Genomic DNA, 24,861 nt, shown 5'->3' with positions numbered 1-24,861 from the left:
GCGGCGCGGAACTACAGTGGCAGGTATGACCGATGGCATCTCCGGCATCCCGGCCCTCGCCGCGATCCGGCAGCGCGCCGGCGCGGAACTGTTCGCCCGGGTGGCCGGGCCGCAGGGCCCGGCCACCCGGAGCCGGATCCACGAGGCGCCGGGCCCCCGGTGGTTCGGCCCGGACCGGCCCATCCGGGTCGTCCACGGAGACGCCTCGATGTTCGTCGGCGGACTCCGGGCGCTCCTGCTGCAGTCGCTGCACCCGCTGGCGATGGCCGCCGTCGAGGCGCACTCCGGCTACCGGGGCGATCCGTGGGGCCGGCTCCAGCGCACCAGCACGTTTCTCGCGGTCACCACGTTCGGGCCGGCGGCCGACGCGCAGCAGGCGGTCGACCACGTACGGGCGGTGCACGAGCGGGTCCGCGGCACCAGTGTCTCGGGGGAGGCGTACCGGGCCGGTGATCCACACCTGCTCGGCTGGGTGCACGCCGCCGAGGTCGACAGCTTCCTCCGTGCCCACCGGGCCTACGGAGAAAGGCCGTTGGACGACGAGGCCTATGACGGCTACGTGGCCGACGCCGCCGTCGTGGCCGCCGCGCTGGGTGTCGTCGACCCGCCGCGCGACCAGCGGCAGCTCGCCGCCGTCCTCGCGGCGTACCGCGCCGAGTTGCACCGGACCAGGGCGGCCCTCGACGCGGCGCGGTTCATCCTCCTCCGGCCGCCCCTGCCGTGGGTGGTCCGCCCGCCGTACGGGCTGCTCGCGGCCGGCGCGGTCTCGCTGCTGCCGGGGTGGGCGCGGCGGGAACTCCGCCTGCCCTCCCTGCCGGTGGTGGAGGGACCTGCGGTCCGGCTGGGCGCGGCCACCGTGACCAGGGGGATCAGGTGGGCGATGACCCGCCCGCCCGGGGGCGAGGCGGGTCGGCGGGTGGACCCGGGCGTCCCGACCTGACCAGGGCCTCTGACCAGGGCCTCTGAGCAGGACCTCTGACCACCCCCCGGTGCCCCGAGGGGGTGGACACCCGGCGTCTACCGGTAGTGGCGGCGGCCGCCGCCCGGAGGACCCCGCCGATCACGGCCAGGATCAGACCGGTGGCCGGGTTCGCTGAACTCCTCCTGCGCCAGGCGCCGTACCGGGAGGGTCGGGAGGCGCAGTGTCCGGAGTCCGTCCGCGGCCCGCGGCCGGGCGGCCATCGCGACCCCCCGCCCTGACCGGGGGGAAGGGGGTGGACAGCGACCTCAGCAGCTCGGGACGGCAGTGGGGACCTCACGCCGGAGGACCGGGCGCTGGCCGCCTGCCGGGGGTGGCCGGCCGGGAGGCTGCGGTGGAGCCCCGGCGGCTGGAACGGCGGCGCGAGGCGCTCGCCGTTCCGGTGATCGGCCTGGCCCGCACCCACGGCCGCCTGGCCTGGTTCCTGGCGGGGTGCGCTGCGGCGCTCTCCTCCGTCCTGCACGGGCGGCCCCTGCCGGCGGGGTCGGTCGCCCACCGGTCATCGCCGGCGGCGCGCGGCCGACCGCCCGAACCGATTCGCCAGGCCAGCCACCGCCACGGTGAGACCGAGTCCGGCACTGAAGAGCAGGATCGTCAGAGCCAGCACCGCCACTGTCGCCATCATGAGGATCGCCCTCTCTCGTCCAGCCGTGCGGCGCCGGACCTCGTGTCCGGCGCCGTCCGGGAGCCCGCGTTCCCCGCGCGGCCGGGACCACACGGGCGTCGGCCCGCCGACCGGGGGCGAGATTCAGCCAAGTGGGCCGACGGCCCCGCCCCTCGGAGCTATTCGCCGTCCCACGCGGTGGCGGACAGCAGGGCCCCGGCCGACCAGCGGGCGTAGCGGCAGCTCACCGGCAGCGGGAAGTCGACGGCGGCGGGGCCGGTGACGGACCGCAGATCGGCGAGCAGGGCGTCGTCGGGCAGGGCCGCTGCGGCCTCGCGCAGCAGGGGGTCACCGCTCACCCGGGCCGCCGCGGCGGTGACCGGCTCCACCGTCGTCGCCTCCCGCTCCGGGTCCGGCCACCGATCGCCGAAGTGTCGGCCGAACGTCCTGACCTCGATGGCGGCGCCGGGTCCGGCCTCGGCCCGGGCCGCGGCGAGTGCCTCCTCCAGGCAGTCGGCGAGGCGCTCCAGCCAGGCGGTCAGCGACGGCGCCACGCGCACGGAGTCGGTGGCGTCCCAGAAACGGAAGACCGGGCCCCACGCCCCCGTGACCCGGTCGACGTCCACGTAGGTGTGGCCGTCGCCGTGGTCGAGGTAGACGAACCAGTGGGTGCCGGCGCCGCCGGCGTGCTCCACGTACCAGCTGCTGTCACCGGCCGGGTAGCAGCCCCGGTTGAAGGGGTGGCCCAGGTCGACGTGCTCGATCGACAGGTGGTGGTTGACCGCGGACCGCGAGACCGTGATCCGCACGCCCCCGACGACCCGCAGCAGCGCGCGGATCTCCTCGGGCACCGGCGCCGGCCAGCCGTCCATCTCCTCGTTGCTGATCCCCGGGTCCAGGACCACCAGCCCCTCGGAGGACTCCGCCACCCGCCGCAGCCGCCCCGCGGTCCGTACGGCGTCGTCGCCGGCGGCGCTGCCGGCGCCCTGGGCCGCGCTGGGCGTGCTCGCGGCGCGGTCGGTCGTGCGGTCGGTCATCAGGGGCCCCCTCGGTCGGTGCGTCGGCGGCACGACCCTACCGCCGGGAGGGGACAGTCCCCGCCGGACGACGGCGTCGAGCCGGGCCGCCCGGCCGGGCCCCCGGCGGCCCGTCGGCCGACCGAACGCCCTCGGCTCGATCACGACCACCGGGATCTCCCGGCGTTCCTCGCCCGGTACTCCTCGTCGGCGGGCCAGTGCTCCACCATGAGCGGCCGGGCGGCGGCCCGCTCGGCCGATACCGGACCTGGGCCGGGCACGAGGCCTCCGCGCGGTCCTGCCGGCCCGCGCTCGGGTCCCTCTTCGACCTCGCCGACTCACGCTGCAAGCCTGATGGCGTGCTCGCGTTCCTCTCGGAGGGCGACCCGCCGACGCTCTTGCTGACGCCGCTCTGGCTGAAGCCGCTCTTGCTGACGCGCCGTCAGGGCGAGCGGTGCGTGCCGGCGCCGCCGTGTCCGGTCAGTCCTTCCGCCGGCGCAGGGCCGACGGCCGGTGTACGGCCGTCCGCCCGGAGGCGGAGCTGCGCACCTCGTACTGCGGCTCCTCGGGTGAGGCGTCGACCGTCCGGCCCGCGGCCTCGACCCGCGAGGTGATCTCCCGCTCGACCCGGCCGGTCACGGTGGTTCCGTGACTACGCCAGGAGACGTGGTCGCCTCGCCGCAGCCGCTTTCTCCCGTTCCCGGTGGCGTGGGACTTGGTCGTCATGGTGCGTCCTCCCGGCTCCGACCGCGTCGTGGGTCCGACCGGGCGTGTGCCCATCCTCGGCCGAAGCGAATCTCGCGGGCCCCGACGGGGAGCGTGGAGCTCCAGCCGTCCGCTGCCCCGGCGCGGCGGTCGGTCGTGCGGCGTGGGTCGCCTGCCCCATCTCGGGCCGATCGACCGGCAAGGAAGTGTGGTTCTGCGGGACCCGGGCAGGCGTCCGGACATGGTGAGATTCGGCTACACGGTGATGAGCGGGCGGGCCGGCCCCCGGCAGCTGGTGCGGGACGTCGTCCACGCCATGCAGACGGGCTACGACTTCGCTGCCATCTCCGACGACTACTCTCCGTGGCTGGACACGTCGCCGAGTCGATTCCTCGCGGCTCCCTGCGGCGACCGCGTCGAGGGCTTCGTCGAAGCGGTCCGGGCGTACGCCGACGCGGGGTTCGACGAGGTGGCGCCGGTCCAGGCGGCGGGGACCACCGGGAGGTCTTCCTCGACTGGTCCCAGCGCACCCTGCTCCCCGCCCTGCGTGAGCTGTGGCGCGGTTCCCGTCCCACGCCCGGGCCCCACCGGGCCGCGTCCGTCTGGGAGAACCTGCCCGCCGGCTCTGCGCTGACGTCAACCGCACGACCGCCCCTGCCCCCGTCCAGCTGACCGCCCCGTCCACCTGACCGACATCGACGTGACCGACACATCGACGTGACCGAGGAGTGTGCCCCGATGGACGCCGACCACAGCACCAATGAGTCTGCCCGCACCATGGCGGAGCTGAGTTCGCAGGCCGAGGAGGCCCGCGACCGTCTCGCCGACACGGGCGAGGAGCCCGAAGCCGGCAGCGACGTCGCAGCCCGGGCGCGCGATGCAGCCGAACAGGCCCGGGAACGCGTGCTCCGAAGCACCGAGCAGGCCCGGGAACGGGTCAGCCACGGTGTGGCCGACGCACGGGAGCGCGTCAGCCACACCGCCGAGCACGCCCGGGAACTCGTCGGCCACGGCGCGGACCAGGCCCGGCACGCCGTGGAGGAGGGGCTCGGCGGGGCCACCGACAGCCTGCGCGCCGGGGCGGTGCGGGCGAAGGCGGGTTTCGCGGGTTTCACCGACACGGCCGGGTCGGCGGTCGCGCGCGACGGGGAGGGCCCGGCCCGGGACGTGGTGCTCCAGTCCGCCCGGTACGCCGGGCCGGTCCTGGCCGCCGCCGGTGCCGCCATGCTCGTCGCCGCCGCTGTCGTGGCGCTTTCCCGCCGCCGGGCCTGACGCGCCCCTGAAGGACCGCCCGGCACCGGCCGCCCGGGTTGCGCAGCGCGGTCGCGCTCGCTCCGGGCGGCCTGCGGCTCTCACCCGCCGCCGTGGGCCGCCCGGGCGGGCCACGGCAGCGCGGTTCCGACCCCCGGGCAGCCCGGGGGCCGGAACGTGCGCGCGGTGGCCAGCGTTCCGTAGTACTCCTGGGAGAACCAGAGGTCCACTCGCATTTGGAGCCGTCGATGACCGTTCGCCGTGTCGTTCCCAACATCCGGTCGGAGGCCGCGGAGGAGAGTCGGCAGTTCTACGGCCTGCTGGGCTTCGAGGAGGTCATGAACCACGGCTGGATCATGACGCTCGCCTCCCCGGCCAGCCCGGCGGCGCAGATCAGCGTCATGACGAAGGACAGGACCGCGCCGGTCACACCCGACATGAGCGTCGAGGTGGACGACGTGGACGCGGCCTACGCGCTCATGCGGGAGAGCGGTGCCGAGATCGTTCACCCCTTGCAGGACGAGGAGTGGGGCGTGCGACGGTTCTTCGTCCGCGACCCCAGCGGGCGCGTGGTCAACGTGCTGGGTCACCGCTGACGGTGCGTCCCGCGCGGCGATCGGGCTGGTCCCGCCAGGCGTCGCGCGGCACCGCTCGGGCGTGTCCGGCACCGCCCGGGATCCGCCGATCGCGTAGACAGGGTGACGGGGTGTCACTAGTGTCCTGCGCCGGAGATCGCCCACCCCGAGGCTCTGCGTCTGCTGATGTGGGAAGCCCTCGAACTCGGGGACCAGCCCGTTCCCGGCGAACAGGACCGCACCCGGCACTACCAGGACAAGATCGACGCGGCCCGGGCCACGGACGGCGACGCCGATCCCCGCACCCGCCTGTTCTTCACTCCGGCCTGGTCGGCTGGACCCTGGCCATGCCTCAGCTCCGTCGCATGATCCTCGGCGCGGACCACAGTCTTGACGACCTCCGCCCCGCCATCGCCCGGGCCATCCGGGGCCTGCCCACCGACGACGGCCCCGGCCGGCCGCATCCCGGCAGGCCGTAGGACCGGGAGGCGCCTCGGTCGAGGAGGCCGGGGAACGCCGGCGGTCGACGACGCGGGGAGGCCGTCCGTCCCGGGATCCGCGTTCGACGTCGGCAGCCGCCTGGTCCGCCTTCTCTCCGGGCGAGGTGACGGTGTTCGCGCAGGCAGGTCCGGGTGCGGGGAGCGGGTGGTCGAGGTGCCGGCACCTCGGGGCGCCGGCCGGGACGGTCGCTACTTGGGCTTCTTCCCGTGGGGGCCGTCGTTCTTCCGGCCCTGCTGCTTCTGCTTGTCCTCGCTCCCGTGGCCGGCGGAGGACCGGGCGGGTGCGGCGGTGGGCGCGGGGGCGGCCGGCTGGGCGACGGGACCGACGGTCGGCGCGGAGGCGGGGGCCGCGGGCGGCGTGCTCGGGGCGACCTCCGTGGCTGCGGGTGCCGGTGCCGGTGCGGGTACGGCTGCGGGTGCGGTGGACGGGGGTGCCGAAGGCACCGCGGCGGGGGCCGGGAGCGCCCTCGGCGGGTCGTTGACGAAGGCCGTGCTGCCTCCCGCACCCGCCAGCGCCAGCACGGAGGCCGCCAGCAGGAGGACGGGCCGGGGAGCGGCGACGTGCGGCCTCCTCGACGGTCGCGGTACGACCGCGGTCCCGGCCGCGGCCGGTTCCGTCGCGGGCGGCGGTGCGGCGAGCAGCCGGGCGCAGGTCGCCGCCGGCGGGCGGTGGTCGGGGTCCATGTCGGTCATCCGGCGCAGGACGGCCGCCAGGTCTGCGGGCAGGTGGGGCGGGATGGCGGGCGGGCGGTGGAGCCGGGCGGCGGCGGCTTCGATGGGGGCGCCGGTGTACTCGCGGTGCCCGGTCAGGCATTCGATCAGGAGCAGGCCCAGGGCGTATATGTCGGCGGACGCCAGGGCTCCCCGGCCGCGGATCTGCTCCGGTGCCAGGTAGGCCGGGGTCCCGACGATCAGCCCGGTGCAGGTGAGTGCCTCGTCGCCGGACGAGGCCTGCCGGTCGAGGAGCCGGGCGGCGCCGAAGTCCGCCAGCCGCGGGCGGCCGGCGGCGTCGACGAGCACGTTGGACGGTTTGACGTCCCGGTGGACCATCCCGTGGGCGTGGACGAAGGCGAGGGTCTGCGCCAGGTCCCGCCCCAGGCGTCGGACGTCGGCGGCCGGCAACGGGCCGGACCGCAGGACCGCTGCCAGGGTGGGACCTTCCACCAGCTCCAACGCCAGGTAGGGCTGCTCCGCCACGGAGCCGTAGTCGTACACCTCGATCAGCCCGGGGTGGCTCAGGCGGGCCAGCATCCGCGCTTCGGTGGCGAACCGCCGGACGGTGTCGGCCGTCGCGTCCGGGCGGGGGATCTTGAGGGCGACGGCCCGGTTGAGCCGTTCGTCCACGGCCCGCAGCACGTCCGCGCCGCCGCCGCGCCCCAGGACCGAGTCCACCCGGTACCGGCCCGCGAACAGTGTCCCGGTGCTCCTGCTGGCCGTCACGGTCATGTCGCTCTCCGATGCTGGATCCTCGCGCCTGCGGGACGCGCCCTTGGCCGCCTACCCGGGGATCCCGGGTGGACACGGGGCGGATCGACAGCGGTCGCCGGGCCGGGTGGGCGCGGCACGAGGCGGGGTGGCGAGCCCGACTGCCCGGGTCGCCAGACCCTTGGCACGGTGCGAGTGCTTGCTCCGATCGCGGGAGCGCGCGCGTTCCTGGGCGGCATCGGCCTGCGCCCGGCGATGTCGTCCCCCGGGAAACGCGCGGAGCGCGCTCTCCCGGGGGAGGGGGCTCCTGAACTCGGGTGGCAGCGGCTGAGAGAGGCAGGTCGAGCCATGATCACGGCTGCGTGAACCTTGGCCGAACAACGACCGGGCAGGGCGGACGACTGGTCGGTCTTTGATGATCCTTTGCCGTCGTTTGATGCATCGATGACATTTTGGATCACTCCTATGCTCCGGACGTCGCCGTCACACGACGGTGGGTCAAGGGGTGGAAATGAGCAGGTACATACCTGTGCGCCGCAGACGGAACCCGGCTGCGGGAATGCGCGTGTTGAGCGGGCCCCTGGCGCTCGCGGTGGCCGTGTCGCTGCTGGCGGGGTCCGAGGTGGCGTTCGCCGCGCCGGCGGGCGGTCCGGCGGTGGGCAAGGGCACGAAGCCGGGAGCCACCTCCGCCGCCGACGTCCCGGCGGCGCGGATCGCCGCCCGGCTGTCGGGGCAGCGGGTGGAGGCGCTCTCCGAGCGGACGGAGACGTCGACGACTTGGGTGAACGAGGACGGCTCACTCACCTCCGAGCTCTTCGCGGGCCCGGTCCGCTACCAGCGCGACGGTCAGTGGGTGGACGTCGACCTGGGTCTGCAGGCGGCCGCGGACGGTTCGGTGGCGCCCAAGGCCCACCCGAACGGCCTGCGGCTCGCGGGCGCTGGCGGCCCCCGGGTGAAGTCGCTGGTCCAGGCGCAGGCGGCGCCGGAGGAGGCGCGGCCGCTGGTGAGCCTCGGCGAGGGTGACCAGCAGGTCGAGCTCCAGTGGAAGGGCGGGCTGCCCAAGCCCGTCCTGGACGGGACGAAGGCCACCTACCGGGACGCGATCGCCGACGGCGCGGCCGACCTGGTGGTCGAGGCCACCCGGACCGGCTTCGAGCAGTACACGGTGCTCAAGCAGCGCCCGGCCGCCGCGGGCTTCTCGTACACGATGCCGTTGAAGGCCGAGGGGATGCGGGCCGAGGCCCAGCCGGACGGCAGCGTGCTGTTCAGCGACCGGAAGAGTGGCGAGAGGCGGGCCGTGCTGCCCGCACCCGTGATGTGGGACGCCACGGCCGCCGCGCAGGGCTCCGGCGAGCACGCGCGGCAGGCGAAGGTCGGGCTGAAGGTCGTTCAGCACGGCGACGGCGTCGACCTGGTGTTCACCCCCGACGCCTCGTTCCTCGCGGATCCGAAGACGCAGTACCCGGTGACCGTCGACCCGTCCACCACCGCCCTCGGGAACGTCTTCGACACCCGGGTGCAGTAGGGCGAGACCGTCGACTGGCCCGCCGCCACCGAGATCTACTGGGGCAACTCCGGCACCAAGAACGCGGACGGGTCCTCCCGGCAGGCGCGGTCGTTCACCAACTGGAACACCGCCCCGATCGCCGACGCGCTGATCACCAGCGCCAACCTGTCGCTGTACAACTTCCACTCCGGCAACAGCGACTGCCAGCCCTACGCGTGGGACGTCTGGGACACCGGTCTCGCCTCGACCTCCTCGCGGTGGACGGCGCAGCCCTCCTGGAACGCCAAGAAGGCCACCGGCACCGAGACCAAGGGCCGGGACGCCTGCGGCGGCGACGGCTGGATCACCGCCGACGTCACCAACCTGGTGCAGACCTGGACCTCGGCGAAGAACACCACCTCGGGCATGGGCCTGCGCGCTCCCGACGAGACGAACACCAAGTACTGGAAGGAGGTGAACTCCGCCAACGCGGCCACCAACGTGCCGAAGCTGACGGTGACGTACAACTACCGTCCGCGGACCGGCACCGACCAGCAGGCCGGCTCCCCGTTCTACAAGGACACCGCCGGTACCTGGTGGGTCAACTCCACCACCCCCACGCTGCGGGACACCTTCGTCGACCCGAACAACGACAAGGTCGACGGCACCTTCCAGATCTTCGACGCCGCCACCGACACCCAGGTCGGCAACGTCCTGGCCTCGCCGTTCGTGCCGAGCGGCCGGCCCGCGTCCGTCAAGGTCCCCGCCGGGGTGCTGACCAACGGCAGGACGTACAAGTTCCGCACCTCCCCGTACGACGAGCTGCACTACAACACCGGCTGGTCGGCGTGGGCCACCTTCACAGTCGACACCTCCGCCCCGTCCGCGCCCGGCGCGGTGTCCTCCGCCGACTACCCGGCGGGGCAGTGGGTCAAGGGCCCCGGCCAGGCCGGCTCCTTCACCGCGACCCCGCCGGCCGGTGACCAGAACGCCCTGGAGTGGACGCTCTACGGCACGACCTGGACCAAGGTCGCGACCAACGGCCCCACCGCGCCGGTGACCTTCACCGCCACCCCGGCCAGGGGCGGCACCCACACCCTCCAGGTGCGGGCGGTCGACCGGGCGGAGAACCGCTCCGAGGCCCTCTCCTACACCTTCCAGGTCGGCGCGGGCGGTGTCACGTCGCCGAACGACGGCACCCGCACGGCGGCCCGCGTCCCGCTCCTGGCCGAGGCCGACGCCGCCCGGTACGACCACGTGGCCTACTCCTGGCGGCGCTCCGACGCCGATGCATGGACCACGATCCCGGCGGGCGACGTCACCAACGGCGGCGCCGCACTGACGGCCTGGCCGGTCGCCCTCGGCGCCGGCCGGAGCCCGGCACTGACCTGGAACGCCACCTCCACGGTCACCCCCGACGGCACCGTCCAGCTCCGCGCGGACTTCACCGGGCCGGGCGCGGCCGCCGTCTCCTCCGAACCGGTCAAGGTGGTCGTCGACCGCAAGGCCGACGGCGCGGCGACCGAGAACGTCGGACCGGGCGCGCTGAACCTGCTCACGGGCGATCTGCGGGTCCCCGCCACCGACGTGTCGCTGTTCGGCATGACCATCGGCTGCACGCACTCCTCCCGCGGCCCGAAGGCCGCCGCCGCGCAGGAGGGTCAGGCCGCCATCTTCGGCCCCAACTGGGTGTCGAGCGTGTCGTCGAGCCGCTCCGCCTCGGAGTACACGGAGATCCGCAGGACCTCCGCCACCTCGCTCAGCGTGATGGCGGCGGACGGCTCGGCCATCGCGTTCACCTCCGACGCGGCCGGCAGCGGCTGGGTGCCGGAGCCGGGCAGCGAGGACCTGGCCCTGAGCGGCGCCTTCGGCGGCGACTTCACCCTGTCCGGCACCGAGGGCACCGTCACGACCTTCTTCAAGGTCGCCCCGGCAGCCGCCACCTGGACCGTCACCTCCACCCTGCTGGGCGGCCTCGCCAACACCGCCACCAGCGTCGTGTCGGAGACGACCGTCGTCGGCGGCAGGACGCTGGCCCGGCCGAAGCTGATCATCGCGCCCACCTCCGCGGTCACCCCGGCGGCGTGCGCGGCGAACCCGGCCGCCAAGGGCTGCCGCGTACTGCAGTTCGTCTACGCCGCCGCCACCACCGCCACCGGGATCAACACCGGCGCCGAGTTCGGCGACTTCGCCGGCCAGGTCAGCGCCGTCCGGCTCTGGAGCACCGCACCCGGGGCCACCGCGGCCACCGCCACCGACGTCGCCGCCTACCGCTACGACTCCGCCGGGCGGCTGCGCCAGGCCTGGGACTCGCGGCTGGGCCAGGGCAGTCAGAGCCAGTACAGCTACGACACCCAGCGCGCCGACGACGGCCTGCTCTCCTCCGTCCAGCTGGGCGGCACCCGTGCCACCTTGCTGGCCTACGGCACCGTCGGCTCCAACCCGGCCGCGGGGCCGGGCATGCTGACCAAGGTCTGGCACGACACCCTCGCCCCCGGCACCACCGGCACGGTGAACGGCACCGCCACCAGCACCGTCGTCTACGGCGTCCCGCTCTCCGGGCCGAAGGCACCGGAGGACCTCTCGGTGACGGCGGCCGCGGCCTGGGGCCAGACGGACCTGCCGACCGACGCCACCGCGGTGTTCCCGCCGGACCGGGTCCCCGCCTCCAGCGACGCCGCCGACCTGACCGCGGCCGACTACACCCGGGCCACCGTCGACTACCTCAACGCCTCCGGCCGCCAGGTCAACCAGGCGACCCCGGGCCACCACCTCACCACCACGGAGTACGACAACCGCGGCCACCAGGTCCGCAGCCTGACCGCGGCCAACCGTGGGCTCGCCCTCGGCGCCACCGACCCGGCCAGGGCCCAGCTCGCCGACCTCGGCATCGACACGCTGCCCTCCGCTGACCGTGCCCAGCTCCTGTCGAGCACCAGCGTCTACAGCGCGGACGGGCAGCAGGAGACCGACGTCCTGGACCCGCTGCACCGGGTGACCCTGGCCGCCGACGCCACCGCCGGCGCCACCGTCCTGGCCCGGGCCGGAAGCCAGCTGCCCGGCCGTCAGCACACCGTGAAGACGTACGACGAAGGCCGACCGACCGACGGCACCGCCAAGATCAAGAACCAGATCACCCTCACCACCACCGGCGCCCGGCTCCGCGCCTGGCCCGACCAACTGCTGGACACCCGGCAGGACCGGACCGCCGGCTTCGACTGGACGATCGGCGTGCCGACCACGCAGGTCAAGGACAGCGGCGGCCTGGCCCTCACCACCACCACCGCCTACGACGGCCAGGGCCGCGTCGTCTCGACCCGGCTGCCGGGCTCCACCGGCTCCGACGCGGCGGCGACCTGGACGTCCTACTACACCGCGGACGGCGCCGGCACCTGCGGCAACCGCCCGGAGTGGGCTGACCTCGTGTGCCAGAGCGGTCCTGCCGGCGGCATCACCGGCGGCGGCTCCAACCCGGCCCAGCTGCCGACCAGGACCACCCAGTACGGGCGGTTCGGCGAGGTCACCCGGACGACCGAGACCGCCAACGGCGTCACCCGTACCACTGACACCGCCACCGACGCCGCCGGTCGCCCCACCACCGTCACCGTCATCGACGGCCTCGGGACCCCGGCACCCGCCGCCACCACCACCTACCACCCGGGCACCGGCGCCGTCACCCAGCAGACCTCCGCCACCGGTGGCACGATCACCAAGACTACGACGAGCTGGGCCGCCTGATCTCCTACACGGACGCCGACGGCGCCGTCACCACCACCGAGTACGACTCCCTCACCCGGCCCACCAAGGCCACCGACAGCTCCCCGTCCACCACCACCTACACCTACGACACCGCCGTCGACCCGCGCGGCCAGGCGACCTCGGTGACGGACTCCGTCGCCGGCACCCTCACCGCCCGCTACGACGCGGACGGCGCGGCGCTCACCCAGGGCCTGCCCGGCGGCTACACCCTGACTGACGTTAAGGACCCGACCGGTACCACCACCGGCCGCACCTACACCCGGCACAGCGACGGCCTGGTGCTGGTCTCCGACGGCATCGGCCAGACCGTCCACGGCCAGCGGGCCACCCACACCGGGACCCCCGGCGTCACCGCCGCCCAGACCTACGGCTACGACCGGGCCGGCCGCCTCCTCCAGGTCCAGGACACCTCCACCGACGCGGTCTGCACCACCCGCACCTACACCTTCGACAACCACACCGACCGCACCGCGTCGGCCACCGCCGTGGCCGCCCGCGGCCAGGCCTGCACCACCAACGGGGGCACCAGCCAGACCAGCGCCTACGACAGCGCCGACCGCCTGGTGAACCCCGGGTACGCCTACGACGCGTTCGGCCGCACCACCGCCCTGCCCGGCAGCACCCTGGCCTACTACAACACCGACATGGTCCAGCAGCAGACCACCGGAGCCGCCCGACAGAGCTGGACCTTCGACTCGGCCCAGCGCCTGCGCGGCTGGACCACCGAGACCAACGCCGCCGGCACCTGGACCCGGACCGGGGCCAGGACCAACCACTACGGGTCCGACACCGACAGCCCGCGCTGGATCACCGAGGACACCGCGGGCAGCGTCACCCGCAACGTCACCGGCGCCGCCGGGGGCCTCGCCGCCACCACCACCAGGACGGGCGGCGCGGTCCTGCAACTCGCCAACCTGCACGGGGACATCACCGTGCAGCTCCCGCTCGACCCGGCCGTCGCGCCGACCGTCCTCGACTACGACGAGTACGGCCAGCCGCGCGCCGGCCAGAGCGGCGCCCGCTACGCCTGGCTCGGCGACAAGCAGCGCTCGGACGAGACCCCGAGCGCCCTCACCCTGATGGGGGTGCGCCTCTAAAACCCGGCCACCGGCCGCTTCCTCTCCCCGGACCCCGTCCAGGGGGCGAGCGCCAACGCCTACGACTACTGCAACGCCGACCCGGTCAACTGCACCGACCTCAACGGCCGGATGCCCGGCTGGCTCAAGGCGGCACTCAAGGCCGCCGTGGCCCGCGGCGTCCAGCTGGCCGTCACCGCGGCCGTGGCCGCCTGGGTGCCCTTCCTCGCGCCGTGGGCCCTGCACATCGGCAACTGCGCGGGCGGTGCCTGCGCCGGCGTCCTGTGCGGCAGCGGCGGCTGGAAGCAGCGCATCGTCTGGGCCGTGGCAGGATGCCTCGCGGGCTTCGTCTTCGACCGCGGGGTCTCCCAGCGCATCATCGACAAGGTGATCGGCGTCGTCAGGAGGTTCATTTGACCGCGACGGAGGAACCGGGCCGGCGCCGGCGCGATCCGCTGCGCCTCGCCGTCACCAACGGGGCCTGGCTGGCCCCGTCCTTCCTCCTCGCCCATCTGCTCGCCGGCCGCCTCACCGCCGATGCCACCACCCGCACCTGGAGCACCCTGCTGCTCGCACCGGTGATCGGCCTCGCCCTGGGCGGCGCGGCGGCGGGCGTGCGCCGCCTCCGGCGCTCGCGTCCCACGCGTCGCTGACCCGGCGCCCACCCGGCCGGGCCACCGCTCGGCCCCGTACGGGCCGACCCGTACGTCGTCCACCTCCGAGTGCCCTCCCGGTGGAGGCCCCGCCCGCCCCGGGTCAGCCGGCCAGCCACCAGTCGGTGCTGTCGGCTGCCAGCAGCACCTCGCCGGGGTGCGCGGTGGCCGGTGGGTCGGCCGAGGAGAGCAGGAGGGCGCCGAGTCCGCCGTCGGCGTGGCGGTCGGCGAGCAGCAGGTGCGGTCCGCGACGGCGGTGGCCGGTTCGGTGGTGCCGCACTGGCGGGAAGGGCTCGTCCCAACGGTGCTGGCGCCGGACTACCCGGCGGATCATGGATATCCTGGGCCGGTGGCGGCGGGTCGGGCGGGGAGACGATGGACTGTCGGCAACTCGCCGTGGCACTTCTCTCGCAGCGCGTCCACACGACGGCGAGCGGTCGGCTCACGCTGTTCCAGCAGCCCCACGATCGACGGCATCCCCGACCTCCACCAGGGCGACGACACGACACGTCACCACTCCCCGAGACCGCCGGCCCCATGCCTGAACAGCGGAAACGCAGCACTCAGGGCCGGAAGGACAACAGCCACTCACCCCAGCATCCCGACGCGGAGATCCTGCTGTCCTTCCCGGCGCCCTCTTATGATCGCGCCTGCGTGGGCAGGGTGAGGACTTCGGCTCCGTTGTCGGTGATGGCGATGGTGTGCTCGCTGTGCGCGGTCCGACAGCCTGTCGCGCTGCGCAGCGTCCAACCGTCGGCGTCTGTGACGAGCGTGGCGGTGTCGGCCATGACCCAGGGCTCCAGGGCGAGCAGCAGTCCGGGGCGCAGCTTGTATCCGCGGCCGGGCCGTCCGGTGTTCGCGACGTGTGGGTCCTGGTGCATGGTCGAGCCGATGCCGTGGCCGCCGAACTCGGTGTTGATCGGGTAGCCCGCCTTGCTGAGGACCGTGCCGATGGCGTGGGAGAGGTCGCCGATGCGCGCCCCAGGCTTGGCGGCGGCGATGCCGGCGGCGAGTGCACGTTCGGTCGTCTCGATCATAGCAACGCTCTCCGCTGGCCTGGCCTTGCCCACCAGGAAGCTGATCGCGGCGTCCGCGGCCACCCCGCCCCTGGCCACTGCGAGGTCGAGAGTCAGCAGATCCCCGTCTGCCAGCGTGTAGTTGTGAGGCCGCCCGTGGAGCACCCCGTCGTTGACGGCCGTGCAGATGTAGTGCCCGAACGGGCCGCGCCCGAAGGAAGGCGCGTAGTCGACGTAGCAGGACTGCGCTCCCGCCTCGGTGATCATCTCCTTGGCCCACTGGTCGATGTCCAGCAGGTTCGTCCCGACCGTGCTGCGCTGCTTCAGCGTGTGCAGGATGTTTCCGACCAGGGCGCCGGTGTCTCTCGCCCGCTCGAGCTGCGCGGAGTTCAGGATCTGGATCATGGGGGCCTCTCATGGACGTCCAATAACTATACCGGTCTAACTGTACCGGTATTAGAATGGGGTCATGGTCCGGTTGCCGCTCGCCCCCGCCGAGGTAGAACGCGGACAGCGCCTTGGCGCCCTGCTCCGCCGAGCCCGGGGCCGCCGCTCGATGCTGGACGTGGCGCTCGCTTCGCATCTCTCGCCGGAAACTCTGCGGAAGATCGAAACCGGCCGTGTGGCTACCCCCGCCTTCCCGACCATCGCAGCGATCGCCGACACCCTCGGTCTGTCTCTTGACGCCGTCTGGGTCGAGATCAACCAGGCGGGGCGAACCGTCGAGGATCAGTCGGTCCTGCCTGTCACACGGCATCCATCGCTGGTTTCGTAACACCCACTCCAGGTCACGTACGCATGAGCCGGTGAGCTTGTCCGTGGCCTCGTCAAGATCACCGGCACAGGGCTAACGGCGAACGGCGATGTGCACGAGACCGGCCAGTGCGATCGCCACTGTGGCCCGGGGGCCCAGGCCCTCGAAGCAGTTCCGACCCACGTGAACCCCTACGGCCGGTTCGAGCTGGACTTGAATTCTCACCTCGACCTCGCTGTCGTGGCGTAAGCCTGGGTGGCCTGGCCTGAACCGTCGGTCAGAGCAGCCGCGGTCAAAGTGAGGTGCTGGACCAGGACCGCGGCTGCGGTGTCGGCGTCACGGGCCAGCACCGCCTCCTCCAGCCGGCGGTGTTCCTTGGCGCCGTCCCGGTCGGGATTGCGGTGCGCCGACCAACGGCGGGCCAGCTCACTCTGGGTCCACAACCGGTCGAAGGTCTCCAACAGCGCGCGGTTGCCACACCCCTCCAGCAATGTGCGGTGGAAGGCTCTGTGAGCGTCGGCCCAAGCGCCGGTGTAGTACTCGCTCTCCTCCGGCGCGAATGCCGGAGTGCGCACCAGGCGATGGTGGGCGGCCCGCACGCGGGCCTCCCAGTCGACGTCGCCGCGCTCGATGGACATGCGCAGTACGACCGGTTCGACGGTCCGACGGGCTTCCGCGATCTCCTGCCAGCGGCGGTCGGAGAAGGACGGGACGGCGAAACCGCGGTTGGGCAACCGGTCGGCGAGCCCCTCGCCGACCACCCGCACGAGCGCCTCGCGCACCACGGCCAGGCTCACGCCCTGCTCCTTGGCAAGATCCTGCGGCTTGAGAGGGGCGCCAGGGGAGTGGTCCCCACGCATGATCGCGTCCCGCAGGTGTGCGTAGACCTGCTCGGAAAGCATCTGTTTCCCCGGCGGCGGGGTCGAGGAGTGCGCAGTCTGGTTCATGAGCCCATCCTAGACGATCCTTAGATAATCGATTATTCGTGTTATGGTCGATTCAGTAGCCGATGAGGACGTCCTCGTCCGGAAAGGAAAGACCGCTGTGTCTGCCAACGACCCCTTCGCCCGCCTCCCCAAGGCGGCCTCGTTCACCGTCACCAGCACCACCGTCACCGACGGCGCCGCGTGGCCGCCCGCGCAGCACTCCTCCGGCCTGCCCGGCGGGAAGGACACGTCCCCGCAGCTGTCCTGGAGTGGCGCCCCGGACGGCACCAAGAGCTATGCCGTCACCGTCTACGACCCCGACGCCCCCACAGGGTCCGGGTTCTGGCACTGGGCGGTCGCCGACATCCCTGCCACCGTCACCGAGCTGCCCGAGGGCGCCGGTAGCGACACCGGCTCACAGATGCCCGAGGGCGCCTACCAGTTGCCCAACGACGCCCGCGTGGCCCGCTACATCGGTGCCGCCCCGCCGGCCGGACACGGCCCGCACCGTTACTTCGTCGTCGTGCACGCCCTCGACATCCCCTCGACAGGCGTCCCGGCCGATGCCACGCCGGCCGTCCTCGGCTTCACCATGGCCGGTCACACCCTTGGACGCGCGGTGTTGACCGCCACCGCTGAAACACGCGCCTGACAGCGCCACCCGACTCCCGGAGACACCACCGCCATGCACCTCGATGCCCTTCCCGACTCCGCCCGTACCGGCGACGGCCCGATGGACCTGAACGCCGTCCGTGAGGTCAGCCGCGCCATCAGCGCCGCTCACCTGTTCATATATCTCGTCCCCGAGACCGCCGAGGAGGCGGCCGAGCTCGGCGTGACCGACCGCGGACCGACGTATCTGGCCTTCCGGTCGGCCGCGATGGGCGCAGTTCCGTGGCAGGTCACGCTCGCGGCCTTCTACAACTTCAGCCCGCGGGCAGCGCGGGCCATGGCGGGTGTATGGGACGCCGCGCCGCCCGAGCGGTGGCAGGCCGCCCGCTTCCTGGCCGCCGGCCGGGCGATGCTGCGCGTCGGCGTACATCTCATCGACGACCACCTTGCCGAGGCACGCTCGCTGATCGACCCGGTCGTCGCCGGTGCCGACTACGCCGGTAAAGTGCTGGCCGCCGCGAACGCCTCGGTCGTGCTTCCTCCCGATCCTCTCGTCGCACTCTGGCAGCAGATCACGGTGGCGCGCGAGTGGCGCGGCGACGCCCATCTCGTCGTACTCGCCGACAACGGCCTCGGGCCGTGCGACTGTCTCGTTCTGCACACCGCGACCGGCCGCCTCCCGACGGCTCTGGCGCGAGCGACCCGCCGGTGGGACGACGAGGAGTGGAGCGCGGCGACGGCACGCCTCGTCGCGCGCGGCTGGCTCGACTCCCACGGCGTGGTCACCGACGCCGGCAGTGCGGCGCGCGAGCGCATCGAAGTGGAGACGGACCGGCACTGCGCCGCGCTATGGGCACCGATCGGCAACGCAGGCGCCCGCCGCTTCGCCTCGCTCATCTCGCCGATCACCCACGCATTTACCGCAGCAGGGACGTTTCAGGCCGTTCGCGGATAGTCTGATCTCGCATAAACGGTCCTTTCCCAGAGCAAGATCAAACAAAGTCGTACGGAGACCGTGAAGTACCAGTTCGGTTCGCAGAACCCGTTCTCACTCAAAGGCGGGTTCGGGGCAGGGCCTCGGCGAAGTCGCGTGATGTCCGGTTCGTGATCATGTAAGCCCGAGGAGGGCGCGTGGTCGCTGTGGGTCGCGGGCGTTGCGTCGCAGGGCGGCGGCGATGCCGTGGATGCCTGCGAGGCGGAGTGCGCCGATGGTGAGGTTGCGCCAGGTGGCCATCGCCCGGGGTGCGTTGCCGGTGCGGAGCTGGGAGGCGCGGGCGCCGGGCGATCTACTGCTCCCCGAAGTGCAAGTCCGCGGCGGCCCGCGACAAGGCCGAGGACGACGGCCTGGAGGGCGCGCGGGCGGAGGTGCTGCGGTGCGCGAAGGCCGCCGCGGATGCCGCGCGGGCGTTCCTGGACGCGGTGGACGACGATCCGCTGGCCGCGTTCGAGGACTTCTACAAGGCCCACGTTCGCCCGCACCGCGCGCCGGCCCGCGCGCGGTGGACAGTCCCAGCAGCGCGCAGCGCGCCTATGGACAGACCCTGCAGAGTGCGTCGCGCGGTGGTCCGCCGCACTGGTCGGCCACGCATTTCCCTTGGACAAAGTGCCGCGCGCGGTGCCGGAGGAAGCCCGGCGACCGCACCGCAGCTCTGCTCGTGCAGGTGGCCTACGAGGTAAACATCAACACCCCGGGTCCGCCCGCCCCCGCGCCCTCGGAGGCGAGACCGCGCGGCCTGGACACAGCAAAGTATGTATACGATGCGCTGGCCGCCGGCCTGTAGCGACCGGCGACCGTGGTCCCAGAGCCCGAGCCCAGTCCACCAGGGGCGGGCATGGCCGGAACGGCTCGGCGATGCGGCGCACCAGGGCGGTGGCAGGGGAGACGGGCATTCAGTTCACGGTCGCGCCCTAAGACACCAGGGGGAACGGCCGAGTGTGCGAATCGTCGCCCACACGGGGTTCCCTTCATGCCAGTGGCCGGTGCGGGCTTGGCTGCCGGTCGGTGGTACGGCGGTGTCCGGAGCCGACGGGGTCGCCGTGGACCTCGAAGCCGTCGCCCTGGCGATCAATAACCGACCCCGCAAGATCCTTGGCTGGAAGACCCCGGCCGAGGTCTTCGAGGAGCAGCTGCGCTCACTACAACAGCCCGGTGTTGCAACGACCGGTTGAACTCACCCATTACGTTTCGGCCGAGTTCGCGGGACTCTGCCGGCGCCACGGCGTCCGGCGGAGCATGGGGAAGGTCGGCTCCAGTTACGACAACGCTGCTGCGGAGAGCTTCTTCGCTTCCCTGAAAAGGGAGTTGATGCACGGCGAGCGCTGGGCTGACCGGCACCGGGCGAGGCTGGACGTGTTCCGCTGGATCTCCTTCTACAGCCTCCGCCGACGCCACTCCACGCTCGACTACCTGAGCCCGATCCAGTTCGAACAGCAGACAGCGGCGTCCCGTAGGATCACCCTCGCCGTATGAAACTCGGTGTCCACCTCCTGGGGGAAGGCTCATGTCAGTTCGCTACTCGCTACTACTGGGTTCTCCGGTACGTCTGACCGAAACGGTCGAAGGCTGTCAGGACGCGCATGCCCCACGCCTCCGAATTTGCGTTAGAACGCACTCCAACTCCTAAGTTCCGGAGTATGCGATACGTCAGAATCGGAACGACCGGTCTGGAAGTCTCCGCCATCAGCCTCGGCTGCATGAGCTTCGGCGAGCCGGACCGGGGCGGCGAGCCCTGGTCGCTGGGCGCGGACGCCAGCCGGGAGATCATCAAGCAGGCCCTCGAGGGCGGCGTCAACTTCCTCGACACGGCCAATGGGTACAGTGCCGGAAGCAGCGAGGAGATCGTCGGTCAGGCGGTCAAGGACTTCACCCGGCGCGAGGAGGTCGTTCTCTCCACCAAGGTCTGGATGCGGATGCGCCCCGGCCCGAACGGCGCCGGGCTGTCCCGCAAGGCGATCTTCGCCGAGCTCGACGCCTCCCTGAAGCGGTTGGGGACCGACTACATCGACCTCTACCAGATCCACCGCTGGGACTACGACACCCCGATCGAGGAAACCCTCGAAGCGCTGCACGACGCGGTCAAGTCCGGGAAGGTCCGCTACATCGGAGCCTCTTCCATGTACGCCTGGCAGTTCGCCAAGGCCCTGTACCTGGCTGACCTGAACGGCTGGACCCGGTTCGTGTCGATGCAGGACCACTACAACCTCATCCACCGGGAAACAGAGCGGGAGATGCTCCCGCTCTGCGCTGACCAGGGCATCGGCGTGATCCCGTGGAGCCCGCTGGCGCGGGGCAGGCTGACGCGGGTCCGGGACACGGCCACGGCGCGTGCCGAGACCGACGAGGGCGGCAGGATCCTCTACCGCGACGGGGACCAGGCAGTGGCCGAGCGCGTCCACGAGATCGCGGGCAAGCGGGGCCTGTCCCCGGCCCAGGTCGCCCTGGCCTGGGTCATGCGCAATCCGGCGGTGACCTCGCCCATCGTCGGGGTCACCAAGCCGGCCCAGCTGGCCGACGCGGTCGCCGCGGTGGACGTCGAACTCGACGGAGACGAGGCCGCCTACTTGGAGGAGCCCTACCAGCCGCATGAGGCCGCCTACTTGGAGGAGTCCTTCTACAAGTCGCGCCCTGCGGCGGGCTCCCGGTAGTCCGGGCTACCGTCGGGCCTTCGACGAGTCCTTGGCCTCGGCCCTATTGGGTCCGGCGGTGCTTGCGGGCGGTCGCGCGCAACTACATGATCTGCCCGCGGCGCGGCCGCGCCGTGGTGGGCAGCGTCAGTGGCCGGTGCAGTGGTGGCGGATCTCGTCGAATCCTTCATGGAGAAGGAGGGCGCGAGCGGAGCGGGCCACGCGGCCCTGCCTGCCGCCAGCACTGGCAGCACCTACTGGCGGACGCCTGAGCGGGGGCCGACCGTGCTCACCCCTCCATGCTCGCGCGCCGACGGCCGCAGTGCGCCGTCCGGCGGGTACCGGGGCCCGTGCGGGCGCCGGACGGCTCATCCTGGAAGTCATGGCGCCCCGAGGATCGGCCCGGGTCCGGCTGCCGCACATCGAACCGATGTTCGCGATGGCCGCCCGGGCAGCGGCACGTCCCGGGCTGGTACTGGGCGGCGACCACGGGCTCAATAGTGGGGTTCGGGTCGTGGCTGGAGCGGGACCAGCTGATATTGCTGGATCACGACCGGCACGTGGCCGGAGTTGCCTCGCAGCCGTTCCGGGTCACATGGCAGGGGGCGACTCGGCGGATTTCGCACACGCCCGACTACTTCGCGCGGCTGGTGGACGGGGCAGATTGGACGGGAGAGGGCACTTCGGATGAGCGCACCTGCCCCGGATCGTGCTGCTCGTCCCGGTGCTCGCGGTGATCCTGCTCGTCCCCGCTGTCAGGTTTCACCGGGCAGGACTGCGCGGCGGGTGCTGATCGCACCCGCCGCCTCCGCCTGTGTCGGAGGGGTCAGGCCGGGGCCGGATCGGTCAGGCCGTCGATGCAACGGCCTAGGCGACGCGGAGGGCCCCGGCGCCGGGTGGTCGCCGTGCTGGACCTTGGCCGCTACGACCCGGCGGCCACCCGGCCGCTTCCAAGCCATGCCACCGGGCAGGCGCGCAGCGGCACGGTGGTGATCATTGGGAACAGGCCGGTGGTCTCGGTGAGGTCAAGCAGGCGGGTGACGCGGGCGCTGGGGGCGACGAGGTAGAGCTGGGCGTGGTTGACGGCCAGGTGGCGGCGGGCCTCCAGCAGGAGGTTCAGGCCCGCAGCGGACATGAAAGTGATGCGGGTCAGCACGACACACAGCCGCTCCGGCCGGAAGAGCTGCGCGCGGCGAAGGGCGGACGCCGCGGCGGAGCGGGTGTCGTCGTCAAGTTCGCCGGCGAGGTAGCAGACGCCGGTGGCGCCGATCCGGGCGGTGAACGACGTCAGGGCCGGCGGCAGCGACGGAAAGCTGGCCGCAGGGTGGGCACGGGCTGGGCTGGCGAGCATGGCCGCTCCTCGCCCCGCCGCGTCGGCCCGGAAGTACAGAGGGAGAGCGACGCCGAGACAGCCGCCCAAGGAGGGGACTCCGGGAACGGGAGCTGCGAACGACGAGAGCACGGCCGGGCCCTGAGTTGGACACCGGCCTGCGGTTTCACTGTACCCCGCGCAGATGGCCGGGCGCGGTGCCTGTGAGACGGCGGGGTGGTCGTTCCCAGCCGCTCTACCGCCGGTGACAACAACCACCACCACGTGAGACAAGTGACAACAAGGCCGCCCAACTGGTGACAGCTAGCGCGACCGAAACAGGGCGACGTGCAGGTCGCGCAGTGCGCTCGGTGACAACTAGCTAGATCGCTGCTCGGGGCACGGCCCGGGGCGGAGCCGTGCGGACGGGACTCGGCAGCCGCCTCGTTTCGGGCCGCCCCGCCGGCACTTCCCGGGGTGGCCGCGGCGGCTGCCGCCGAGCGGTCGATCGGCGCCGTCGCCGCCGGGTGAGGCGGCCGGCGCCCACGCGGCGCGGGGCCTCCTGCGGACCGACGACCGTCCGGGAGACCCGGTCCCGAGGCCCGCCCCGGTCAGCCCTTGGCGTGGTTGGCCCAGAGCGACGGGTCGTCCACGTTCTCCTTGGTGACCAGGGCCGAGGGGAGCTGGTCCTCCATGCCGTTGGGCAGCTGGATGATGGTCGACCGGTGGTCGGTGGGCCCGGGCTGGAAGGTCTTGCCTTCCGCGGCGGCCTTGGCGTAGTAGAGGGCGTATTTGGCGTAGAGGTCGGCGGGCTGGGAGACGGTCGCGTCGATGTCGCCCTTGCGGATCGCGTTGAGCTCGGCGGGGATGCCGTCGTTGGAGACGATGGCGATGTGGCCGGGCTGGCCGGCGGGCTTGAGCAGGCCCTTCTGCTGGAGCAGGGCGAGGGTGGGCTGCAGGAAGACGCCGCCGGCCTGCATGTAGATGCCGTTCAGGTCCCGGTTGGCGGCGAGGGTGGCCTGGAGCTTCTCGGAGGCGACGTCGGCCTTCCAGTCGGTGGCCAGCGCGATCACCTGGATGCCGGGGAAGTTGCGCTTCATGCAGGCGGCGAACCCCTCGGAGCGTTCGTATCCGTTGATGGAGGTCAGCGCGCCCTGGAGTTCGGCCACCTTGCCCTTGCCGCCGAGCTGCTTGCCGAGGAACTCGCAGGCCTTGGTGCCGTACGAGCGGTTGTCGGTGCGGACCACCATGTACACGGTGCCGTGCTCCGGTTCGGTGTCCACGCTGATCGCGTGGATGTTGGCACGGAACAGCTCGGAGAGTGTCGTATCGGTGGTCATGGTGTTCTGCGGCGCCATGACGATGGACTTGGGATGCCGGCCGGCGAGTGAGCGGACGTTGGCGGCGAACGTCGCCTCGTCGCCGTCCGAATGGGTCGGGGGCAGGACTCTCAGCTGCTGGTCGTTGATCTCCTGCTGGATGTACTTCGCGTACGCCTTCCAGAAGTCGGAGTCGGCGCGGGGGATGTCGATGGCGATCTGCGGGCGGGAGTTGCCGGGGTCATCCGTGCCCCCGCAGCCGGCGAGCAACACGGCGATGCAGCCGGCGCAGGTGGTCCGGGTGGTGCGGCTCTTCATGTGTCAGACCGTTCTGAGTGGTGGGGTCGTGCGTACCGAGGGAGATGGGAACGGGATGTGCGGGAGCCGGCGGTCGCCGTCAGGCGATGGTGCCGAGCGCCAGGGGGTCGGTGCCGGCGGCCAGCCAGTCCTCGACGGCGGCGACGTGCACGGTGCTGGCACTGGCGGCCAGGACGGCATCGCGGTTGGCCAGGGCCCGCCAGATGGCCTCGTGCTCGCGCTGGGCCTGTGCGCGGGCGGAGGTGTCGTGCGTACCGCGCACGATGCGCAGCCGCTGGGTGTGGGTGGAGAGGATGCCGAGCAGGGTGGACAGCACGGGGTTGCCGACGGCATCGGCGATGGTGCGGTGGAACTCGATGTCCAGCTCGATGAACTCCTCGATGCCGGCGGCCGCGGCGCTCCGGTCGAGGACGGCCCGCAGCGTCCGCAGGCGTTCGTCGGTGAGCAGGCCGGCCGCGAGGGCGGTGGCCTGCGGCTCCAGCAGGCGCCGCACCTCCAGGAGTTGGCAGGCCGTGTGCCCGTGGGAGACGTCTGCGGTGAAGGCCATGGCTTCCAGCAGGAGGTGGGGTTCCAGGCCGGAGACGTAGGTGCCGTCGCCCTGCCTGGGGACGAGGAGCCGCATCGCGGTGAGCGCCCGGACGGCCTCGCGCAGGGAGTTGCGCGACAGCCCGAGCTGTTCGGCGAGATCGGCCTCGCTGGGGAGTCTCGCGCCGGGCGGCAGGGCGCCGGAGACGATCATTTCCTTGATCTTCTCGATGGCCCGGTCGGTTACCGCCATAGGTGTTCGCCTCCTGCGTGCCGTCATGGGAGTGGTGGTCGGGGGGAGCGGGGGCCGGAGGCGGGGAAGGGGAGGCCGAAGCGGCGCGACCGGTCCCCGGTGGGCCGGCCCCCCCCCGGGCGCGGGGCGAAGGCTGTGGGGGCCCGCCCAACCGCTGCACGCCCCACGCGCAGCGG

The 24,861-nt window shown here is 72.7% G+C and carries 25 protein-coding genes and 3 pseudogenes; 18 read left to right on the top strand and 10 right to left on the bottom strand.

The window, feature by feature from the left end; translation table 11 throughout:
- Window positions 1–25 precede the first annotated feature (25 nt).
- A complete protein-coding gene (locus ACFWA9_RS21765) occupies window positions 26–940 on the top strand; it encodes an oxygenase MpaB family protein (protein WP_380389045.1) in 915 nt (304 codons plus the stop codon).
- A gap of 822 nt (window positions 941–1,762) precedes the next feature.
- On the opposite strand, the gene ACFWA9_RS21760 is transcribed toward ACFWA9_RS21765, so the two are convergent.
- Both ACFWA9_RS21760 and ACFWA9_RS21755 read right to left on the bottom strand, forming a co-directional pair.
- A complete protein-coding gene (locus ACFWA9_RS21760; protein WP_380389043.1) occupies window positions 1,763–2,620 on the bottom strand; it encodes a hypothetical protein in 858 nt (285 codons plus the stop codon).
- A gap of 459 nt (window positions 2,621–3,079) precedes the next feature.
- Entirely contained in the window at window positions 3,080–3,325 is a 246-nt protein-coding gene (locus tag ACFWA9_RS21755) for a DUF2945 domain-containing protein (protein WP_352292552.1), read from the bottom strand.
- Window positions 3,326–3,698: 373 nt separating this feature from the next.
- On the opposite strand from ACFWA9_RS21755, the pseudogene ACFWA9_RS21750 reads away from it, so the two are divergent.
- The 4 genes and pseudogenes from ACFWA9_RS21750 to ACFWA9_RS21735 form a co-directional block, all read left to right on the top strand.
- Window positions 3,699–3,859, top strand: a pseudogene (locus ACFWA9_RS21750) (LLM class F420-dependent oxidoreductase); the annotation flags it as partial.
- 183 nt (window positions 3,860–4,042) lie between these two features.
- Window positions 4,043–4,576, top strand: a complete 534-nt coding sequence (locus ACFWA9_RS21745) for a hypothetical protein (protein ID WP_380389041.1) — start codon at window positions 4,043–4,045, stop codon at window positions 4,574–4,576.
- A gap of 227 nt (window positions 4,577–4,803) precedes the next feature.
- The gene (locus ACFWA9_RS21740; protein ID WP_380389039.1) at window positions 4,804–5,151 is read left to right on the top strand and encodes a VOC family protein; all 348 of its coding nucleotides are present in this window, start codon (window positions 4,804–4,806) and stop codon (window positions 5,149–5,151) included.
- Window positions 5,152–5,316: 165 nt separating this feature from the next.
- A complete protein-coding gene (locus tag ACFWA9_RS21735; protein ID WP_380389038.1) occupies window positions 5,317–5,499 on the top strand; it encodes a hypothetical protein in 183 nt (60 codons plus the stop codon).
- Between the two features lie 320 nt (window positions 5,500–5,819).
- Here ACFWA9_RS21735 and ACFWA9_RS21730 read toward each other — a convergent pair whose 3' ends face one another.
- On the bottom strand, window positions 5,820–7,076 hold the full coding sequence (locus ACFWA9_RS21730; RefSeq protein ID WP_380389036.1) for a serine/threonine-protein kinase: 1,257 nt from the start codon (window positions 7,074–7,076) through the stop codon (window positions 5,820–5,822).
- Between the two features lie 547 nt (window positions 7,077–7,623).
- Between ACFWA9_RS21730 and ACFWA9_RS21725 the strand changes: the two genes are divergently transcribed.
- On the top strand, window positions 7,624–8,580 hold the full coding sequence (locus ACFWA9_RS21725) for a hypothetical protein (RefSeq protein ID WP_380389035.1): 957 nt from the start codon (window positions 7,624–7,626) through the stop codon (window positions 8,578–8,580).
- 35 nt (window positions 8,581–8,615) lie between these two features.
- Here the strand turns inward: ACFWA9_RS21725 and ACFWA9_RS21720 are convergent, their stop codons facing one another.
- Window positions 8,616–8,741 carry a hypothetical protein gene (locus ACFWA9_RS21720; RefSeq protein ID WP_380389033.1) on the bottom strand — a complete coding sequence of 42 codons (126 nt, stop codon included), beginning with the start codon at window positions 8,739–8,741 and terminating at the stop codon, window positions 8,616–8,618.
- On the opposite strand from ACFWA9_RS21720, the gene ACFWA9_RS21715 reads away from it, so the two are divergent.
- The 6 genes and pseudogenes from ACFWA9_RS21715 (at window position 8,698) to ACFWA9_RS21690 (ending at window position 14,029) form a co-directional block, all read left to right on the top strand.
- The gene (locus tag ACFWA9_RS21715) at window positions 8,698–12,279 is read left to right on the top strand and encodes a DNRLRE domain-containing protein (protein WP_380389062.1); all 3,582 of its coding nucleotides are present in this window, start codon (window positions 8,698–8,700) and stop codon (window positions 12,277–12,279) included. The genes ACFWA9_RS21720 and ACFWA9_RS21715 overlap by 44 nt on opposite strands.
- A pseudogene (locus tag ACFWA9_RS21710) lies at window positions 12,267–12,323 on the top strand (hypothetical protein); the annotation flags it as partial. The gene ACFWA9_RS21715 and the pseudogene ACFWA9_RS21710, both read left to right, overlap by 13 nt.
- Window positions 12,324–12,422: 99 nt before the next feature.
- On the top strand, window positions 12,423–13,397 hold the full coding sequence (locus tag ACFWA9_RS21705; protein ID WP_380389031.1) for a hypothetical protein: 975 nt from the start codon (window positions 12,423–12,425) through the stop codon (window positions 13,395–13,397).
- 12 nt (window positions 13,398–13,409) lie between these two features.
- Window positions 13,410–13,493, top strand: a pseudogene (locus tag ACFWA9_RS21700) (hypothetical protein); the annotation flags it as partial.
- Between the two features lie 15 nt (window positions 13,494–13,508).
- Entirely contained in the window at window positions 13,509–13,793 is a 285-nt protein-coding gene (locus ACFWA9_RS21695; RefSeq protein WP_380389029.1) for a hypothetical protein, read from the top strand.
- On the top strand, window positions 13,790–14,029 hold the full coding sequence (locus ACFWA9_RS21690) for a hypothetical protein (RefSeq protein WP_380389027.1): 240 nt from the start codon (window positions 13,790–13,792) through the stop codon (window positions 14,027–14,029). Before ACFWA9_RS21695 ends, ACFWA9_RS21690 begins: the two co-directional genes overlap by 4 nt.
- Before the next feature lie 103 nt (window positions 14,030–14,132).
- Here the strand turns inward: ACFWA9_RS21690 and ACFWA9_RS21685 are convergent, their stop codons facing one another.
- Both ACFWA9_RS21685 and map read right to left on the bottom strand, forming a co-directional pair.
- The gene (locus ACFWA9_RS21685; protein ID WP_380389025.1) at window positions 14,133–14,363 is read right to left on the bottom strand and encodes a hypothetical protein; all 231 of its coding nucleotides are present in this window, start codon (window positions 14,361–14,363) and stop codon (window positions 14,133–14,135) included.
- A gap of 304 nt (window positions 14,364–14,667) precedes the next feature.
- Window positions 14,668–15,450 (bottom strand): type I methionyl aminopeptidase, encoded by a 783-nt coding sequence (gene map / locus ACFWA9_RS21680; protein WP_329491918.1) that lies wholly within the window; start codon window positions 15,448–15,450, stop codon window positions 14,668–14,670.
- A 64-nt stretch (window positions 15,451–15,514) separates the two neighbouring features.
- Between map and ACFWA9_RS21675 the strand changes: the two genes are divergently transcribed.
- The gene (locus ACFWA9_RS21675; protein ID WP_380389023.1) at window positions 15,515–15,820 is read left to right on the top strand and encodes a helix-turn-helix domain-containing protein; all 306 of its coding nucleotides are present in this window, start codon (window positions 15,515–15,517) and stop codon (window positions 15,818–15,820) included.
- Between the two features lie 200 nt (window positions 15,821–16,020).
- Here ACFWA9_RS21675 and ACFWA9_RS21670 read toward each other — a convergent pair whose 3' ends face one another.
- Entirely contained in the window at window positions 16,021–16,746 is a 726-nt protein-coding gene (locus ACFWA9_RS21670; protein WP_380389021.1) for a GntR family transcriptional regulator, read from the bottom strand.
- A gap of 97 nt (window positions 16,747–16,843) precedes the next feature.
- Here ACFWA9_RS21670 and ACFWA9_RS21665 point away from each other — a divergent pair, with 97 nt between their 5' ends.
- The 5 genes from ACFWA9_RS21665 (at window position 16,844) to ACFWA9_RS21645 (ending at window position 20,982) form a co-directional block, all read left to right on the top strand.
- On the top strand, window positions 16,844–17,377 hold the full coding sequence (locus ACFWA9_RS21665) for a YbhB/YbcL family Raf kinase inhibitor-like protein (protein WP_380389019.1): 534 nt from the start codon (window positions 16,844–16,846) through the stop codon (window positions 17,375–17,377).
- A 33-nt stretch (window positions 17,378–17,410) separates the two neighbouring features.
- Entirely contained in the window at window positions 17,411–18,292 is an 882-nt protein-coding gene (locus ACFWA9_RS21660) for a hypothetical protein (RefSeq protein WP_380389017.1), read from the top strand.
- Window positions 18,293–19,374: 1,082 nt separating this feature from the next.
- Window positions 19,375–19,506 carry a hypothetical protein gene (locus ACFWA9_RS21655; protein ID WP_380389066.1) on the top strand — a complete coding sequence of 44 codons (132 nt, stop codon included), beginning with the start codon at window positions 19,375–19,377 and terminating at the stop codon, window positions 19,504–19,506.
- Complete coding sequence (locus ACFWA9_RS21650) at window positions 19,487–19,807, top strand: integrase core domain-containing protein (RefSeq protein ID WP_380389015.1); 321 nt, start codon at window positions 19,487–19,489, stop codon at window positions 19,805–19,807. The genes ACFWA9_RS21655 and ACFWA9_RS21650 overlap by 20 nt, the downstream gene beginning before the upstream one ends.
- A 164-nt stretch (window positions 19,808–19,971) precedes the next feature.
- Window positions 19,972–20,982: an aldo/keto reductase gene (locus tag ACFWA9_RS21645; protein WP_352293383.1), complete on the top strand. Its 1,011-nt coding sequence runs from the start codon at window positions 19,972–19,974 to the stop codon at window positions 20,980–20,982.
- Between the two features lie 901 nt (window positions 20,983–21,883).
- On the opposite strand, the gene ACFWA9_RS21640 is transcribed toward ACFWA9_RS21645, so the two are convergent.
- From ACFWA9_RS21640 to ACFWA9_RS21630, 3 genes are all read right to left on the bottom strand, one after another.
- Complete coding sequence (locus tag ACFWA9_RS21640; protein WP_380389013.1) at window positions 21,884–22,312, bottom strand: STAS domain-containing protein; 429 nt, start codon at window positions 22,310–22,312, stop codon at window positions 21,884–21,886.
- 569 nt (window positions 22,313–22,881) lie between these two features.
- On the bottom strand, window positions 22,882–23,907 hold the full coding sequence (locus ACFWA9_RS21635) for a sugar ABC transporter substrate-binding protein (RefSeq protein WP_380389011.1): 1,026 nt from the start codon (window positions 23,905–23,907) through the stop codon (window positions 22,882–22,884).
- Window positions 23,908–23,986: 79 nt separating this feature from the next.
- On the bottom strand, window positions 23,987–24,685 hold the full coding sequence (locus ACFWA9_RS21630; RefSeq protein WP_380389009.1) for a FadR/GntR family transcriptional regulator: 699 nt from the start codon (window positions 24,683–24,685) through the stop codon (window positions 23,987–23,989).
- Window positions 24,686–24,861: the final 176 nt, after the last annotated feature.

The sequence above is a fragment of the Kitasatospora sp. NPDC059973 genome (assembly GCF_042737525.1).
In the GTDB taxonomy this organism is placed as follows: Bacteria; Actinomycetota; Actinomycetes; order Streptomycetales; family Streptomycetaceae; genus Kitasatospora.
The sequence above is the reverse complement of the archived record's forward strand: the minus strand, read 5'-3'. Positions and strand labels throughout refer to the sequence as shown.